Source organism: Salinactinospora qingdaonensis (assembly GCF_039539445.1).
Lineage (GTDB): Bacteria > Actinomycetota > Actinomycetes > Streptosporangiales > Streptosporangiaceae > Salinactinospora > Salinactinospora qingdaonensis.
On record NZ_BAABDD010000004.1, the window covers coordinates 147,257 to 161,547 of the forward strand.

At 67.1% G+C, this 14,291-nt stretch carries 8 protein-coding genes and 2 CRISPR repeat arrays; of the genes, 3 read left to right on the forward strand and 5 right to left on the reverse strand.

Translation table 11 applies throughout. From position 1 onward, the window contains the following. The first annotated feature begins 3 nt into the window (after nt 1–3). The 3 genes from csb2 to ABD848_RS06110 all read left to right on the forward strand — a co-directional run bounded on the left by csb2 (nt 4) and on the right by ABD848_RS06110 (nt 7,877). A complete protein-coding gene (csb2, locus tag ABD848_RS06100; RefSeq protein WP_344968232.1) occupies nt 4–1,443 on the forward strand; it encodes a type I-G CRISPR-associated protein Csb2 in 1,440 nt (479 codons plus the stop codon). Further along, nucleotides 1,436–5,410, forward strand: coding sequence for a type I-G CRISPR-associated helicase/endonuclease Cas3g (gene cas3g, locus ABD848_RS06105; RefSeq protein ID WP_344968233.1), 3,975 nt, complete (start codon nt 1,436–1,438; stop codon nt 5,408–5,410). The genes csb2 and cas3g overlap by 8 nt, the downstream gene beginning before the upstream one ends. Nucleotides 5,411–5,594: 184 nt before the next feature. Next, nucleotides 5,595–6,351: direct repeats of the CRISPR family, unit length 37 nt; unit sequence GTGTCCACGGCTTCTCGGAAGCCGTCCCCGTTGAAGG. Nucleotides 6,352–6,539: 188 nt separating this feature from the next. Beyond that, the gene (locus ABD848_RS06110; protein WP_344968235.1) at nt 6,540–7,877 is read left to right on the forward strand and encodes a hypothetical protein; all 1,338 of its coding nucleotides are present in this window, start codon (nt 6,540–6,542) and stop codon (nt 7,875–7,877) included. Between the two features lie 992 nt (nt 7,878–8,869). Beyond that, nucleotides 8,870–9,488: a CRISPR direct-repeat array (repeat unit 37 nt; unit sequence GTGTCCACGGCTTCCGAGAAGCCGTCCCCGTTGAAGC). Between the two features lie 128 nt (nt 9,489–9,616). On the opposite strand, the gene ABD848_RS06115 is transcribed toward ABD848_RS06110, so the two are convergent. The 5 genes from ABD848_RS06115 to ABD848_RS06135 all read right to left on the reverse strand — a co-directional run bounded on the left by ABD848_RS06115 (nt 9,617) and on the right by ABD848_RS06135 (nt 13,616). Continuing rightward, a complete protein-coding gene (locus tag ABD848_RS06115; RefSeq protein ID WP_344968237.1) occupies nt 9,617–9,913 on the reverse strand; it encodes a hypothetical protein in 297 nt (98 codons plus the stop codon). A 338-nt stretch (nt 9,914–10,251) separates the two neighbouring features. Further along, nucleotides 10,252–11,430, reverse strand: a complete 1,179-nt coding sequence (locus ABD848_RS06120) for a DNA polymerase III subunit beta (protein WP_344968239.1) — start codon at nt 11,428–11,430, stop codon at nt 10,252–10,254. A gap of 71 nt (nt 11,431–11,501) precedes the next feature. Then, nucleotides 11,502–12,506: a DUF932 domain-containing protein gene (locus ABD848_RS06125; RefSeq protein WP_344968241.1), complete on the reverse strand. Its 1,005-nt coding sequence runs from the start codon at nt 12,504–12,506 to the stop codon at nt 11,502–11,504. Between the two features lie 377 nt (nt 12,507–12,883). Then, complete coding sequence (locus ABD848_RS06130; protein ID WP_344968243.1) at nt 12,884–13,054, reverse strand: hypothetical protein; 171 nt, start codon at nt 13,052–13,054, stop codon at nt 12,884–12,886. Nucleotides 13,055–13,130: 76 nt separating this feature from the next. Further along, nucleotides 13,131–13,616, reverse strand: a complete 486-nt coding sequence (locus ABD848_RS06135; protein WP_344968245.1) for a hypothetical protein — start codon at nt 13,614–13,616, stop codon at nt 13,131–13,133. Between the last annotated feature and the right edge of the window lie 675 nt (nt 13,617–14,291).

Below are 14,291 nucleotides of genomic sequence, written 5' to 3' on the forward strand. Positions count from 1 at the left end.
CCGATGGCTTTGGCCGTTGATGTTCGGCTGCTGCAGGGCCGCTACGAGGCCGCAGTGGGAGGCGAGCATGTGGAGTGGCCGCCGCATCCGGCGCGTCTGTTCTGCGCGTTGCTGTCCGTGGCCGAGTCCGAGCGTGACCGCGACGCTTTGCGGTGGCTGGAGCGCCAGGCGCCTCCGCAAGTGTGGGCGCCCGAGTTGAAGGGGCGCTCCTCGGCGACGAGCTATGTGGTTACCAACAAACGCAGCCCCAAGGGCGGGAGCCAGCACTGGCCCGGTCGCACCACGATCCACAAGGAGCGCGCCACCGCGGTCCCGGGCGACACCGAGTTCGCCGTGGTGTGGGAGCAGGCGGAGCCCGATGCCGGGATGGTGGAGACGCTGGGGGAGTTAGCGTGGCGGGTGCCTTATCTGGGGCGGGCGAGTAACCCGGCGGCACTGCGCGTACACACGACTGCCAAGCGGCGTGAGGATTGGCAAGTCTATGCGCCCGTGGCCTTGGATGAACCCGCTGACGGCCAGCTGCGCGTGCCCTACCCCGGCTATGTCCAGGCCCTGGACACGGCCTTCGAGGAAGGTCAGCGAGCCTGGGAGGTCGCCCACACCACCCCCTACGCCCTGGCCTCGACGACCTCGCCGTCGCAGCAGAGCGGGCAGGTGGTGCCGGGGCCGTTTTCGAGCATGCTGGTGTTTTCTTTCCCCGCCCGGGTGCAGCGTCCGGCCGCCACCGAGCTGCTGCAATTGACCCAGACGCTGCGCCAGGCCGTCTTGGCACGCATCGGCGACACGGTCGCCCCCCAGATTGCCGGCCACACTCCTTCGGGGCAGCGCCATCTGGGCTACATCGGTCTGCCCAACACCGGCCACGACAACGCTGATGGTCACCTTCTCGGCCTGGGGTTGCTGCTGCCGGCCGACCTTGAGCCCCAGGCGTTGGGACAGCTTCGTGCCCGCATCGTCGATGACCCGCTGCAGCGGTTGACGATGGGGCGTGCCGGTCACGTCGATGTCACGTACGAGCCCTGGCCCACCACCCCACGCCGCCTGAACCCGCGTTTTTGGGCCGGGGAACGCGCCACAGCCAGGGGCAGTCGCTGCTGGACCACGGCGACCCCGCTGATGTTGGATCACTACACCCGCCCCAACTCCGACCTGCCCGCTCTGGTGACCCGCAGCCTGGTCACGGCCGGCTACCCCGAACCCAGTTGGGTCGAGGTCTCTGCGGCCCCCCTGACACCGGGAGCGCTGCATCGGCCCGCCCGGGGGACGTTTCCGCCCAACCGGCCACGCCGCAAACTCCTGCACGCCTGCATCGTTTTCGACCAGCCCGTGCGAGGCCCGGTGGTAGCCGGGTCGATGCGCTACCTGGGGCTGGGACTGTTCGCCCCCACCGACCACCTGCTACCCACGCCCGAATGTGAAGAAGAGGCACACACTCGTGAGTGATCTGGACGCGGCGGCCTTCAGCGACTTCTACGCCGCCATCCACGGCTACGCCCCCTTCCCCTGGCAACAGGACCTAGCCGACCGGTTGCTGCAGGGCCATCCCTGGCCCGATGCCGTGGACGTGCCCACCGGCTTGGGCAAGACCAGCCTGATCGACATCGCCGTCTTCGCCGCCGCAGCCGGCGCCCCCGCTGCGCGGCGGCGAGTCTTCTTCGTCGTCGATCGCCGCCTAGTCGTCGATGAGGCTTTCGACCACGCCACCGCCCTAAGCGAGGCCCTGAACGCCCCGCAGAGCTACGGGCCGACCGTGTGCCGGGTCGCTCAAGCGCTGCGCCAGCCCACAGCCCCGGATCCGGTGATCGAGACCACCCGCATGCGCGGCGGCACGACCTGGTCGTGGCGCTGGGTGGAACGCCCCGACCGCCATGCGGTGGTGGTGGGAACCGTCGACCAGATCGGCTCGCGTTTGCTGATGCGCGGCTACGGCGTGGGCGCGAACCTGGCCCCCATCGACGCGGCCTTGGTGGGCACCGACAGCCTGATCCTGGTCGACGAGGCCCACCTGGCCCCGACGATGCTGCGCACTATCACCGCCGCCACCAGCCCTGACGGTGACCGCCTCTCCACCCCGCTGGTGGTTCCCCTCTCGGCGACCGTGCCCACCTACCCTGACGCCACCATCCACACCACCACCCAGGCCGACCTTGACCACCCGGTGGCCCGCGCCCGCCTGCGCGCACCGCGCCACCTGCACCTGATCGTCCCCAAAACCCGCCCCAACACCAGCAGCGCCACCATGGTCACCCAGCTCGCCGGCTGGTCCCACGCCCTCGCCCACGGCCAAGAGTCAGGCCGGGTCGTACTGACGGTGTGCAACACCGTGGCCCGCGCCCGCGCCGTCTTCGACGCCCTCGCCCAGCGCGGGGTGACCGAAGACAACCGGGTGCTGTTGACCGGGCGCACCCGTCCGCTGGATCGCGATCACACCATCGCCGCCTCCTACCACCGCTTCCGGCTGGGCAGCCGCTCCTACGCGCCCGGCGTTCCTTTCCACGTGGTAGCCACCCAAACCGTCGAGGTCGGCGCCAACATCGATGCCGACGCGCTGGTCACCGAGTCGGCCTCGCTGACCGCCCTCACCCAACGCCTGGGCCGCCTGGGCCGCGCCCCCGACCAGCGTCCCCGCCCCAGCACCCTTTTCCCCGCCGTGGTGATCCACGACGCCACCACCGGCGACGACGATCCCATCTACGGGCCCGCCCGCGCCGCCACCTGGAAAATGCTCACCGAGCACGCGCCCCAGCCCGCGCTGGTACCCACCGCCAAAACCCCCTTCGATCCCGCCAACCTCCCCCAAGGCATGCCCGTCTCGCCGGTGGCGCTGGCACGGCTGCGCGATCGCCTTTCGGCCGAGCAACGCCACAAGCTCGCCGGCCCCCAAGCCCGACCCGCGATCCTCACCAAACCCACCGTTGACGCCTGGACCCGCACCGCACCGCGGCCCCACCCCGACCCGCCGGTGGCTCCCTACCTGCACGGCCTCGACACCGGCGAGGCCGACATCCAGTTGCTGTGGCGTGCCGACCTCACCGATACCGATCTCGAAACAGGCAAAGAGCTGCTGCGCTTCGTCCCGCCGGTGGACGAAGAGATGCTGCCGCTACCGCTGCCCGCGCTGCGCCGCTGGGCCAGCGGCAGCCAAACCCAGGCCAGCGAGGTCGCCGACGTCGAAGGCGACACCCACACCGACACCCCCCAAACCGACCAGGCCCCCACAGTGCTGCGCTACCGGGGCCGCGACGACATCGAAGCCATCCCCCTCACCCAGGTCCAGCCCGGCGACACCATCGCCGTGCCCGCCCACTGGGGCGGCTGCGACGCCTACGGATGGGCGCCGACCAGCACCACCCCCGTCACCGACCTAGCCGACCTGGCATCCCGACGCCAGCGCCCCCTAGTGCGCCTGCACCCCCGGCTGCTCACCCTCCTGGACCACCACCTCGACATCGAGCAGCCCCCCGAGGCGGCCCAAACTCTGCCCCGGCTCCGTGGCCACCTCAACGAACTGCTCACCCTGCTTCCTGAGCCCGACGAGCAAGAGCAGCCACCGCCCCAACCCAGCGACTACACCGAGGCCCTCACCCCCTTCACCACCCTTGACTCCCACCTCCCCGCCGCGACCCGCCCCGGACGGCTGCTGGCCAACCTCGCCCACCTGGCCCACGCTGACCGCATCACCACCACCGCGCTCCCCACCAGCGACACCCAGCCGCCCACTGTGCTGCTGGCCCTGCGCTCGGGTGGACAGGCCAGCGACGAGGACACCACCTCCTCCTCCACCGCCCCCACCCCCCTCACCCTGGAGACCCACCAAGACGACGTCGCCCGCCAAGCCGCCGACTTCGCCCGCAACCTCGGCCTGGAACCACCCCTCGTGCACGCTGTGTGGCTAGCCGCGCGCTACCACGATGAAGGCAAACGCGACCCCCGCTTCCAAGCCATGCTGCACGGCCTGCCCCCAGCCGCCCTCGCCCAAGCCCCCGTCCTGGCCAAATCCGGGCTGAACCCCACCGACCGGCGCGCCCACGAACAAGCGCTCCGCCAATCGGGCTACCCACCCGGCATGCGCCACGAGGCCCTCTCCACCCGCATCGCCGCCTGCTACCTCACGCAGGCCAACTACGCCGTCGACACCGACCTCGTCCTCCACCTCATCGCCGCCCACCACGGCCACGCCCGCCCCCTCATCCCCGCCGTCGCAGACCCCGCCCCCGTCACGATCACCCTGCCCGAGGGCACCACCCTCGACAGCACCACCGGCCCCGACTGGCAGGCCCCCACCCGCTTCACCCACCTCAACCACACCTACGGCCCCTGGAAACTCGCCCTACTCGAAACCATCGTCCGCCTGGCCGACATCTGGTGCTCAGCCGGCCACCCCGTCACCACCGCCGCCCACCCCCATATCCCTCACACCCACACCACACCTACACCGCCCACCAGCCCGCCCTCACACACCGTGGAGCTGCCCGCCCTGGACGGCCGCGACCCTCTCGGCTTTCTCACCAGCCTGGGACTGCTACGCCTGCTCACCACCGAATCCACCCTCGACGCGCGCCTGTCCTTCAACCCCGCCACCGCCACCGCCCAACTCACCAGCCCCCTGCCCGACACCGAGGCCATCGCCACCGAACTCACCACCCTGCTGGCCAGCATCGGCGACGACCAACTCCTCATCGCCATGCCCTCCGCCTGGCCCCCACACGCCCCCCGCGGCAAAGACCCCCTGCGCGTAACTCCCGAAGAATTCCCCGACCTCATCAACCGCACCCACAACCTCAGCGAACGCGCCACCCACGAGTGGCTCGCCGCCATCGCCACCGACCTAACCACCGACACCACCGGCCGCTGCGCCCTGACCCCCTTCATGGCCCCAGCCGGAAAACAACAAGTCGCCACCTTCTTCGCCAAACCCCTCCACGCACTCCGCGACGACCCCGCCCGCCTCCACCAAGCCCTCACCACCTGGCGCCGCCTCGACAATTTCACCGGCGAATACTTCGACCACCGCGCCATCCGCACCGCCGGCGACCTCCCCACCGGCGAATCCACCCCCGCTGGCGTCCCGGGCCCCACCTGGCTGGCCACCCAAGCACTCCCCCTCACCCGCCTAACCAGCCACGGCTCTTCACCCCTGGCCACCCTGTGGCACCGCCTCGGAGGTCGAAGGATCATGGTTTGGCCCGTTTGGCGTTCACCCCTTGACCTCGCTGCGGTTCAGGTCCTTGTCGAACACCCCGCTCTCCGCCCTACTCCCCACGACGCCGTGGCCCGACCTGAGCCGTCCGTTCCACGTGACCGCATCGCTCCTCTTGGCGTAATCACTATGGCCGCCGCCGAACGCCGCTCGGTCCCGGGCAGCAAGTCCGCTGGCCCCCTCACCCCCATCCCCCTGCACATCACCTAAACCGACAGCCCCACAACTATGCTCTTTGATAACTCCACACGCCCACTTCCGGCTCGCGCGAACCCCAAGTGCCCATGCAATCCCGGGGAGGTTCCCAAGCACAAAACCCCACAAACCACGCAAAACACACCGCCCCGCGGGCCGACCGGCACCCCAGAAAACGCATCACCCCACGTCAAAAAGCGTGTCCACGGCTTCTCGGAAGCCGTCCCCGTTGAAGGAGCTCGGTGTCCTCGTTCACCCGCATGGACACAGCCGTGTCCACGGCTTCTCGGAAGCCGTCCCCGTTGAAGGTTCGCCGTGGAGCCCAACCGGCCGGCTGACGCGGGTGTCCACGGCTTCTCGGAAGCCGTCCCCGTTGAAGGGGCAAGCCCCGGATCACCGAGTCGCAGCTAGAGGAGTGTCCACGGCTTCTCGGAAGCCGTCCCCGTTGAAGGATCCGCCGCCGCCTGTGGGGGAGGGGACGGCCTACGGTGTCCACGGCTTCTCGGAAGCCGTCCCCGTTGAAGGCTGCCTGGTCAGTGGGCATGTCGTAGCGTGTCTGGTGTCCACGGCTTCTCGGAAGCCGTCCCCGTTGAAGGTCGGGATGGTCGCCGGGTATTCGTCGCTGCTCAAGTGTCCACGGCTTCTCGGAAGCCGTCCCCGTTGAAGGTCCACGGGACGCATGTCGCGCCACCCGGTGGCGAAGTGTCCACGGCTTCTCGGAAGCCGTCCCCGTTGAAGGAGCGCTACAGCCTCGCTCGCCCGCAGGCCGCAACCGAGTGTCCACGGCTTCTCGGAAGCCGTCCCCGTTGAAGGGTCACGTGGTGTCCCTTTGCGGTTAGTTGATGGTGTGTCCACGGCTTCTCGGAAGCCGTCCCCGTTGAACCAAGCCGGCCATGGTCACGCGCGACAACGCGCAACTGTGTCCACGGCTCCACAGGAGCCGTCTCCGTTGGCGGATTCGTGTGGGGCGCCTCTTGCCGGATGGTGGCGCCCGGTTGGCCCTTTCTTGAGAGAGCGAGCAGGTCGCAACGCGCTCTTCACGCACTCGCTGACGGTTTGACCGTAAGAACTCCCCCGTGCTGTACCTATAAATTATGTATGCTGTAGATAGCTACAACGGCAATGAGAAGATAGGGACAGCGCCATGCACACGTTCCGCCCTCTCGCTAACGGTCTGCGCACCGACCACCCCGTCCCCGACCTGCCCTTCATTGACGACACCCACCTGCCCTTGGAGGATCCTGAGGGGTTGGAGGCCGTGGGTCGCGGCGCCGGCGAAGGCATGTGGGGTCGTTGGGATCCACATGATGAGGGCTGGCTGGCCTTCACCACCGACCCCTTCCGCCACGACCTGGGCTGGTGCGTGCGCTACCACCCCGACCACGGACGCTCCGTCCTGCTCTATCGCGACGAAGACGCCTCCTCGGTGCATATGGACTGGTGGGGCGACCCGCTGCTCTTCCGTTCCGGCGGCTACTGGTGGGACGGTTCCACCTGGTACCGGCCCGGCCAGGTCTGGGACGCCGCCGCTGAAGACTTCGAGCGCCGCACGGTCCCGGCTGCCGTCAACGTCACTGCCGCCGACTTGCTGGACGACAGCGCCGATCCTGACCACGGTCACCTGCTCAAGGTCGCCAACTTCAGCCCCGAGGTCGCGCCCCCCGATCGCTGGGCCGACGAATTGGCGCTGTGGGCCCGGTACCGGAGTGAGCGCGGTGAGCAGCGCCCCCTAGATGCGTGCGTAGTGACGCTGTCCGCACCGGAGTTGGCCGGCGACCAACTTGTGGGCATCACCGAGATGGCCCAGCTCGGCGGTATCGCCGCTTCCACTCTGCGCGCCTACATCTCCCGCGGGGAGGGCGATGTCCCCCCGCCCCAGGCCACCGTCAACGGGCGCAGCATGTGGGCGCGTCCGGTTGCCAAAGAGTGGGGCGAGCAGCGCCACCGCTCCCCTGAGAGCGTGGCCGCTAGCCTGACTTCCCCTGACGACAACTATGAGATGCCCGTCGGCCAGGCCCAGCTGCGCCGCCGCCTGGCCAAGACGTTCATGTCCGTGCTGTGGAACAACCCCGCCCGGCGCAAGCGTTGGACCCTGCGCCACCGCACCGAGGCCGCCGTCAGCCAGGTCGCCGACGAGCTCGCCTGGAGCGCCGCTGCCGACCTAGACCGCATCGTCCCCACTGCCGACCTGCAGATGACCGTCAAGTACGCCCTACTGCGGGAACTCGCTGCTGGGCGCGGCAACGTCTCCTACCACGGGATCAACCGCTCGGTGGCCCGGATGCTGGACTGGCTCATCCGCCACCATCCCGACCGCGCCCAGCACACCATCGGCGGACTGGTGGGCCAGGCTGAACGCGAGCTGGGCATCGACCGCAAGGTCACCGCCCGTTCGCTGCGCACGGCCCTTGCCATGGACGGCAAGCTCGAACAGGAGTTGCGCGAGGACTTCCTCGACCGCGTCCTACCTCGCACCACCTGAACCGCCGCCGGAGCAGTAGTAGACCGGTAGCGATGACGATCGGGCCTCGGGCTGGCGGCAACGCTCGGTCGAGGCCCTCAGCTTGTCCGCCGCGTGGCGCTGACGTGCCCGCACGGACGCTGACACCATCACCAAAACAAGCTGTGGAAAGCGGGGAAGGAAGCGGCATGGTTCCCAGCGCGTGACCGCGTACATGCTGTGCGAAGGGGGAGTGAGCCTCCCCTGGACAAGCATCAAGGCCGACGGCCTTCCCCGGACCTGCGCCTCCCTCGGGACGCAGGTGACCGAAAAACGCGCCCTTCTCAAGCAAGCGTGGCTACGTGTGCGCATGCCCGCAGGAGACAAGCTTTGGCGATCTGGCTGTGCTCATCCGCAAGGTTGTGGACGAACGCGGAGCGGCGAGGAACCGAACAAGCGCTGCTCGCCATCGAGGAACTCCAAGACCTTCAGGGTCATGCAAGAGGCGCTGAACACCGTGATCCGCCTTTCATGCGCTCGTTTCGGGTGGAGGTGGCTCAGCGCTGAGGAGATCGAGAATCGAGCCCAGGTTGGATGCCGCATCCTCCTTGTGCGACGTCCACCACCGCAGGGCGGTCAGCAACGTCTTCCAGGGCTTCACTGAGCAGACTGGCGTCGGCGAGAGCTCGTCGAGCTCGGCCTCACAACACCGTCACCCCGTCCTGATGCAGCTGATTTATGCGACTGCATCGCGCCTCTTGGCATAATCATTATGGCTGCTGTTGAACGCTGCCCCGTCCTGGCCATCAGCTGACCCTTTCATTGCCCTTATCCTCCACACCACCCACCCCCTCAATTTCCCGCAGCCATGCTCCTTGAGAACTCCACACGCCCACTTCCGGCTCGCGCGAACCCCAAGTGCCCACGCAATCCCCGGGAGGTTCCCAAGCACAAAAACCTACAAACCACGCAAAACACCTCGCATTACGGGCCAGTCGACACCCCAGAAAACGCATCACCCCACGTCAAGAAGCGTGTCCACGGCTTCCGAGAAGCCGTCCCCGTTGAAGCGCTGGGACCTCACCGCTGCCGTGGCCAGCCAGGTCGTGTCCACGGCTTCCGAGAAGCCGTCCCCGTTGAAGCCCGATCTCCGATCGGCACGCCGTCGAGGGCCACGAAAGTGTCCACGGCTTCCGAGAAGCCGTCCCCGTTGAAGCGCCGCGACCGCGACCGCGATCGAGAACGCCAACGGCGTGTCCACGGCTTCCGAGAAGCCGTCCCCGTTGAAGCATCCTCGACAAGCACGTCACGCCGCGGCGCCGCGGGTGTCCACGGCTTCCGAGAAGCCGTCCCCGTTGAAGCCCGCTTAGGAGGAGAAACCAATGGGGCTCTACGCCGTGTCCACGGCTTCCGAGAAGCCGTCCCCGTTGAAGCGCCGTCACCGGCGACGGCACCGCGCAGGTGACGGTGTGTCCACGGCTTCCGAGAAGCCGTCCCCGTTGAAGCTGCCATGCGAACCATTCCATGGGGTTGGCGTCTGGCGTGTCCACGGCTTCCGAGAAGCCGTCCCCGTTGAAGCTACGCCATCACACGAGCCGTCGACGTCAACCGACCCCGTGTCCACGGCTTCCGAGAAGCCGTCCCCGTTGAAGCACGCCGAACGTCGCGGGCCGCGAGTCGGTGGAGAAGTGTCCACGGTTTCTCAGAGGCTGTCTACGGTGTCTTTGTTGACGTGCATGGTTGCCCATGTTCAGGGCTGTGGGCTGTCAGGGCGCGTGTTGTCACTTGTTTTTTGGGTGTTTGCGGGGGCGACCGCCGCCGGTGCCGCGGCCGGGGCGGTTGGTTGCCCAGCGGTCGATGGTTTCGGGGAGCCAGACGGGGGAGCGTCCGAAGGTTTGGTCGGGTGGGGGGAAGTCGCCGGGGCGTGGGCATCCGTCGCGGCGGCGTTGGGAGGCGTGGTTGTGGTAGCCGCGCACTGTCGCTTCGCTTAGTGGGCTTCCGTCGTGCCCGGTGATCCCGTGTTGCTGTTGCAGGTATTGGGGCAGCGTCGGCAGGTCCAGATACGTCGGCAGTGTCACGCGGGTCATGATACGCGGCAGCGGGGTGCTGGAGTGGGGTGCTGCTGTTGAGGTGGAGGCCGTTGTCGTTGAGTGGCGAGGGGCCTACAGCTTTCTACTGTGGTCACCAAGGGTAAGCAGTTGGGTCAGTGTGACGTCTGCTGGCTGCGGCGCTTTTCCGGTAGAGGCGGATGATGGTGTCAAGTAGGGGCCGCCGATTCGATGGCATCGGCGAGGTGGTGTTCCATCTCCTCTAGCAGGGCCTCAAGGCTGCTTATCGTGATCGTGGTGGAACTGGTCATGGTGGGTTTCCTCCTGGAATGGGTGGTTGGCCGCCCCCATACGCTGGGGCGGCGGGGTTAGAGTCGGACCGGTGCGAGGAGATGCCGGTAGGTGGTGGGGTCGTCGTGTTGGGCGGCGCCGGTGGTGATTACGACCGGTGTGGTGGGCTTGTTGATGTGTAGCGTCACCGTGTCGCCGGGGATGGTTTCGAGGGCATCACTCAGGTAGTTCGGGTTGAACGCCACTTGGATGCCCGCCTTGTCGGCCCCGACTCCCGTGGTTTTGGCGGGGATGTGGGGGGTCAGGGTGGCCTCGTCGGGGGTGACGGTCACGCTCGACTCGGCAACCGAGAGGCGCACGGGGAGTCTGCGGTGGCCGTGCGCGGTGTTGATCGCGGCGGCCCGCTCGACCAGGGTGGCCAGTTCTGTTCGGTCAGCGGTGACCGTCGTGGCGAAGGTGGCGGGGAACTTATCCAGCAGTTCGGGGAATTCGTCGTCGATCAGGTGGAGCGAGAGGGCCACGTTGCCGCAGGTGAGGGTGACCCAGGCGAGGCTCCCCAGGCCGTGTTCGGGCTCGGATTGGGTGGCACCGATTCCGATCGTGTCGTGGGTGAAACGGCGGGTGGTCTTGTCGAGTATCTGGCCGGGTAGCACCCCCGTAACAACGGGGCCGGTCGTGCCTGTGGTGGTGGGGAGGTGGGTGCGGGCGATCCGGTAGCGGTCGGTGGCGGCCATGGTGAGGCTGTGGGAGTCGACCTCGGTCCACACGCCGGTGAGCACGGGCAGGCTGTGGTCGGTGCTGGTGGTGACCAGCACGCGCGCTAGTTCGGTGGTGAACTGGCGCCGGTCTACCCACACCGTGGGGGGAGCCGGGGTGGGCAGGTTGGGGTAGTCCTCAACCGGCAGGGTCAGCGAGGGTACGGTGTAGCCGGCGGCGCTGATGAGGGCCTTGCCGTCGTCGACGGTGAGGGAGACCGGTTTGGCTTCGGCGGTGCGTTTGGGCATCTGCTTGGTGACGGCAGACAGCAGTTTCGACAGAGCCAGGTGGTCGACGACGACCCGCTCTTCGGTGTCGACGTCGGCTTGGGGCAGGGCCACGGTGATCGCGGCCTGGTAGTTGCAGCCGGTGATGGTCAGGGCGCCGCTGCGGGTGTCGAGTAGCACCCCTGCCAAGGTGGGGGTGTGTGGGGAGCGGTCTTGGGCGATCCCAGCTGTGGCAAGGGCGCCGCGCAGTTCGCCCACAGTGGTGGTGAACACGGGAACCTCCAAGGGTGTACGCGGGGCCCGGCGCGGGGTGTACTTGTTCCCGCGCCGGGACGTGGCAGGGGTCAGTTGGTCACTGCGAATGCGCTGAAGGCGGTGCGCTTGAGAGCGGCCACGTTGGGCTGGGTGATGACCCGTTCGGCGCGGGCCACTGCTGTCTCGGCGCCGTCGGCGCCGCGCACGGGCGCGTAGTGGTCGAGGTATTCGACCACCGACTGATACCCCGCCCACGCTGTGTTGCGGATATCGGCGTTGGTGTCGGCGTCAGCGAACAGCGCTCCCAACTGGCCGGTGATCCGGGCGTGGTTGGCGCGCTGGCGGTCGGTGGCGTTCTCGGCCAGGGGCCACAGTTCACGGTGGACGGTGTCCATGAACGCGCCCTCGGTGAGCTGAGTCTCGATCATCTTCTCGGCTTCGGCCTGGAACTTTTCGAGATAAGTCCAGGTGAGCCCGAGCGCCTGCCGGGCCTCTTCGATCCGGCCGCTGGCGCCCGAGGTGTGGCGCAGCGTCCATGAGGAGCGCGTGTTGGCCAGCGCGGCGGTTTGGGTGTTGGCGCACACGATGCGCACCGGAGTGACGAGCAGCCGCATCGGGGTGGAGCCGTCGTGGGAGTTGAGCGCGGCGATGTAGAGGTCCAGCTCATCGGTTCCGGCGATGGTCATGGTCTGCGGAAGCCACATGGTGACGAATACTTCGCGGCCCTTGCGCAGTGAGCCGGCCGTCTCGAAGTGCGCGCCGGACTCATCGACCAGGGCGTTGAGGAACCCGCACAGTTCCTCGTTTTGCACGGGCGTGTACTGCGATCCGACACAGCCGAGCACGTCGGGCTTGCCGGTTTCGGGGTGGGTGCGCAGGGTCGCGTAGGCGCCAGGCACCGTCAACGTCTGGCCATCCACGGTGGTGGTCAGCGGGGATTTGCGTACGTTCCAGCCGCCAAGCCGGGCCACGCGCATGGCCTCTTCAGCGGTGAAGACGGTGTCCAGCGTGGTTCCCAGACGGTGCCAGGCGTCGGTGCGGGCGGAGACGAACGCGGCGCTGCCGTCAGCGAACTGCTCGATCTTGTGAGCCATGGGGGGCGTTCCCTTCAAAACATTGACCGCTTCATTCGGTCTATGTTTTAAGTATGCCCCGCGACTCCAAACTTAGCAACTGTAATGCTGTCTAAGTTTTTGGTTTTTCTAGGTGGAGATAGCTGTGGGGGCATGCATGCTCCCCACATGCGCGGATGGCTCCAGGTATGGGCGCGGCGCAGTTGCCACTTCCTGTGTGCTCCCCGTGCCTGTGAGGATGGGCCCAGATGCGGCGTCGGTGTCCTGCTTAGGGCCGGTGGTGCAGGGTTGGGCGATCAGGGCCCATGTCGGAGGGCCAGGTGAATCCGTCGCCTTGAAGACGATGCCCTCGGCATGGGGCTCATGGGGGAGTGTGGGGATCGAACCGCTACGTACGGTCATCCCCCGAGACTGGGGAGTTGATTGACGAGGTAGCTGATGGCCCCGCCTGGCAGCAAGGAGCGCCTGTTGGAGATGTAGAGGACACGGTGGCGACGCCAGTGCGAGGGCCGTTCAGCCCGCGGCGCGTTGACCAGCACGGCGCCCGAAGGCTTCTCAGTGAGTCTCATCCAGCCAAAGGTGAAGATTGCGAACCCAAGTACCCCGGATCCCCAGCCGATGACGGATCGGATCTCGTGTAGAGGCTCAACGGAGCTTTCTACCGTCCCCCAGAGGATGAATGCTCCCAAGATCATGAAGAATGTGCCTTGGAATAGCCGTAGTCCAGCGGGTTTGAGGGGAAGGCTCAAGCGGGAGCGCTGTCGGCAGAGCCGTTCGATCTGCGTTGCGGTTCCGCGGACCCTCTCGTCGGGATTGATGACCCGGATCCCCCGTATCTCTTTCGCGAGGGTCGACAGTCATGACGATCTTGGTGTCGTCGCGCTGCCCAGTCACAGTGAGTCCCTTGAGCTGTTCGGGCGCGTTTTCTTGCTCGCGGAAGGCGGTGAAGTCCTCGGGCGCTTTGCCGATGGTGCGCTTGGCGTCATGGGACTCGGTGGTCAGGTCGCCATCGCATCCCTCGTACACGAGTTCGGCGACCTGGACGAGTTCCTCACGGTAGAGGTGGGGGATACGACGTCCCACAGCAAGCGGAAAGTACTGATCGGGCTTTTTGCCGTGGATGAGAGGCATTACACCATAGTGCTCAGCAGGACTGACTGCCCTGCCCACTGCAGTACCAGAGGGATGCCTCGGTGGAGGGGCCGGGCGTCCCAGCGGGGTGGGGTGCACCTGAGATGCCTAGTTGGGAGTGGCAAGGAGCGTGCCACCAGGTGACAACTGGCCTTGGGGGACTTAGAGTCCCGCAGCGGCGCTCCGGCGGCGGGGCAAAGTCAGTGAACACTGTGCCGGGACGGCCAGATATGCCAAAGGGTGGCGCGCACCAGTCGCTTTGACGTTCGCGCAGGTCGTTGGTTGGACTATTCGGATTTTCGAGTGGTCTAGTTCTGTCGCCTGGTTCGTACTCGTTTCGACCGCTTTTGGGTTCCGGTGATGCCTGCCTGGTAAGAGCCGGGGATCACCACTCGCTTGTAGTTGATGGCACGTTCGTGAACGGCTCCCGGGGCGGCGGCATCTAAACTGCTCCTCGGAACCGGGTAGCAAACATTCGCTGGCTCGCCGCCCAGCCTGGGCGGCGAGCCAGCGAATTCCACGTCCTCAGTGGCACGGATATCGAGCATGAGGAATTCACAGCGATGATAGGTGAAGTGACTCGATAGGGGATTCCGCTACCGAAAACCAGGTAATCTATGCGGTGCTACCGAAATATCCTGGCAGGACAACACCATCATAAGTCAACGAGGCACC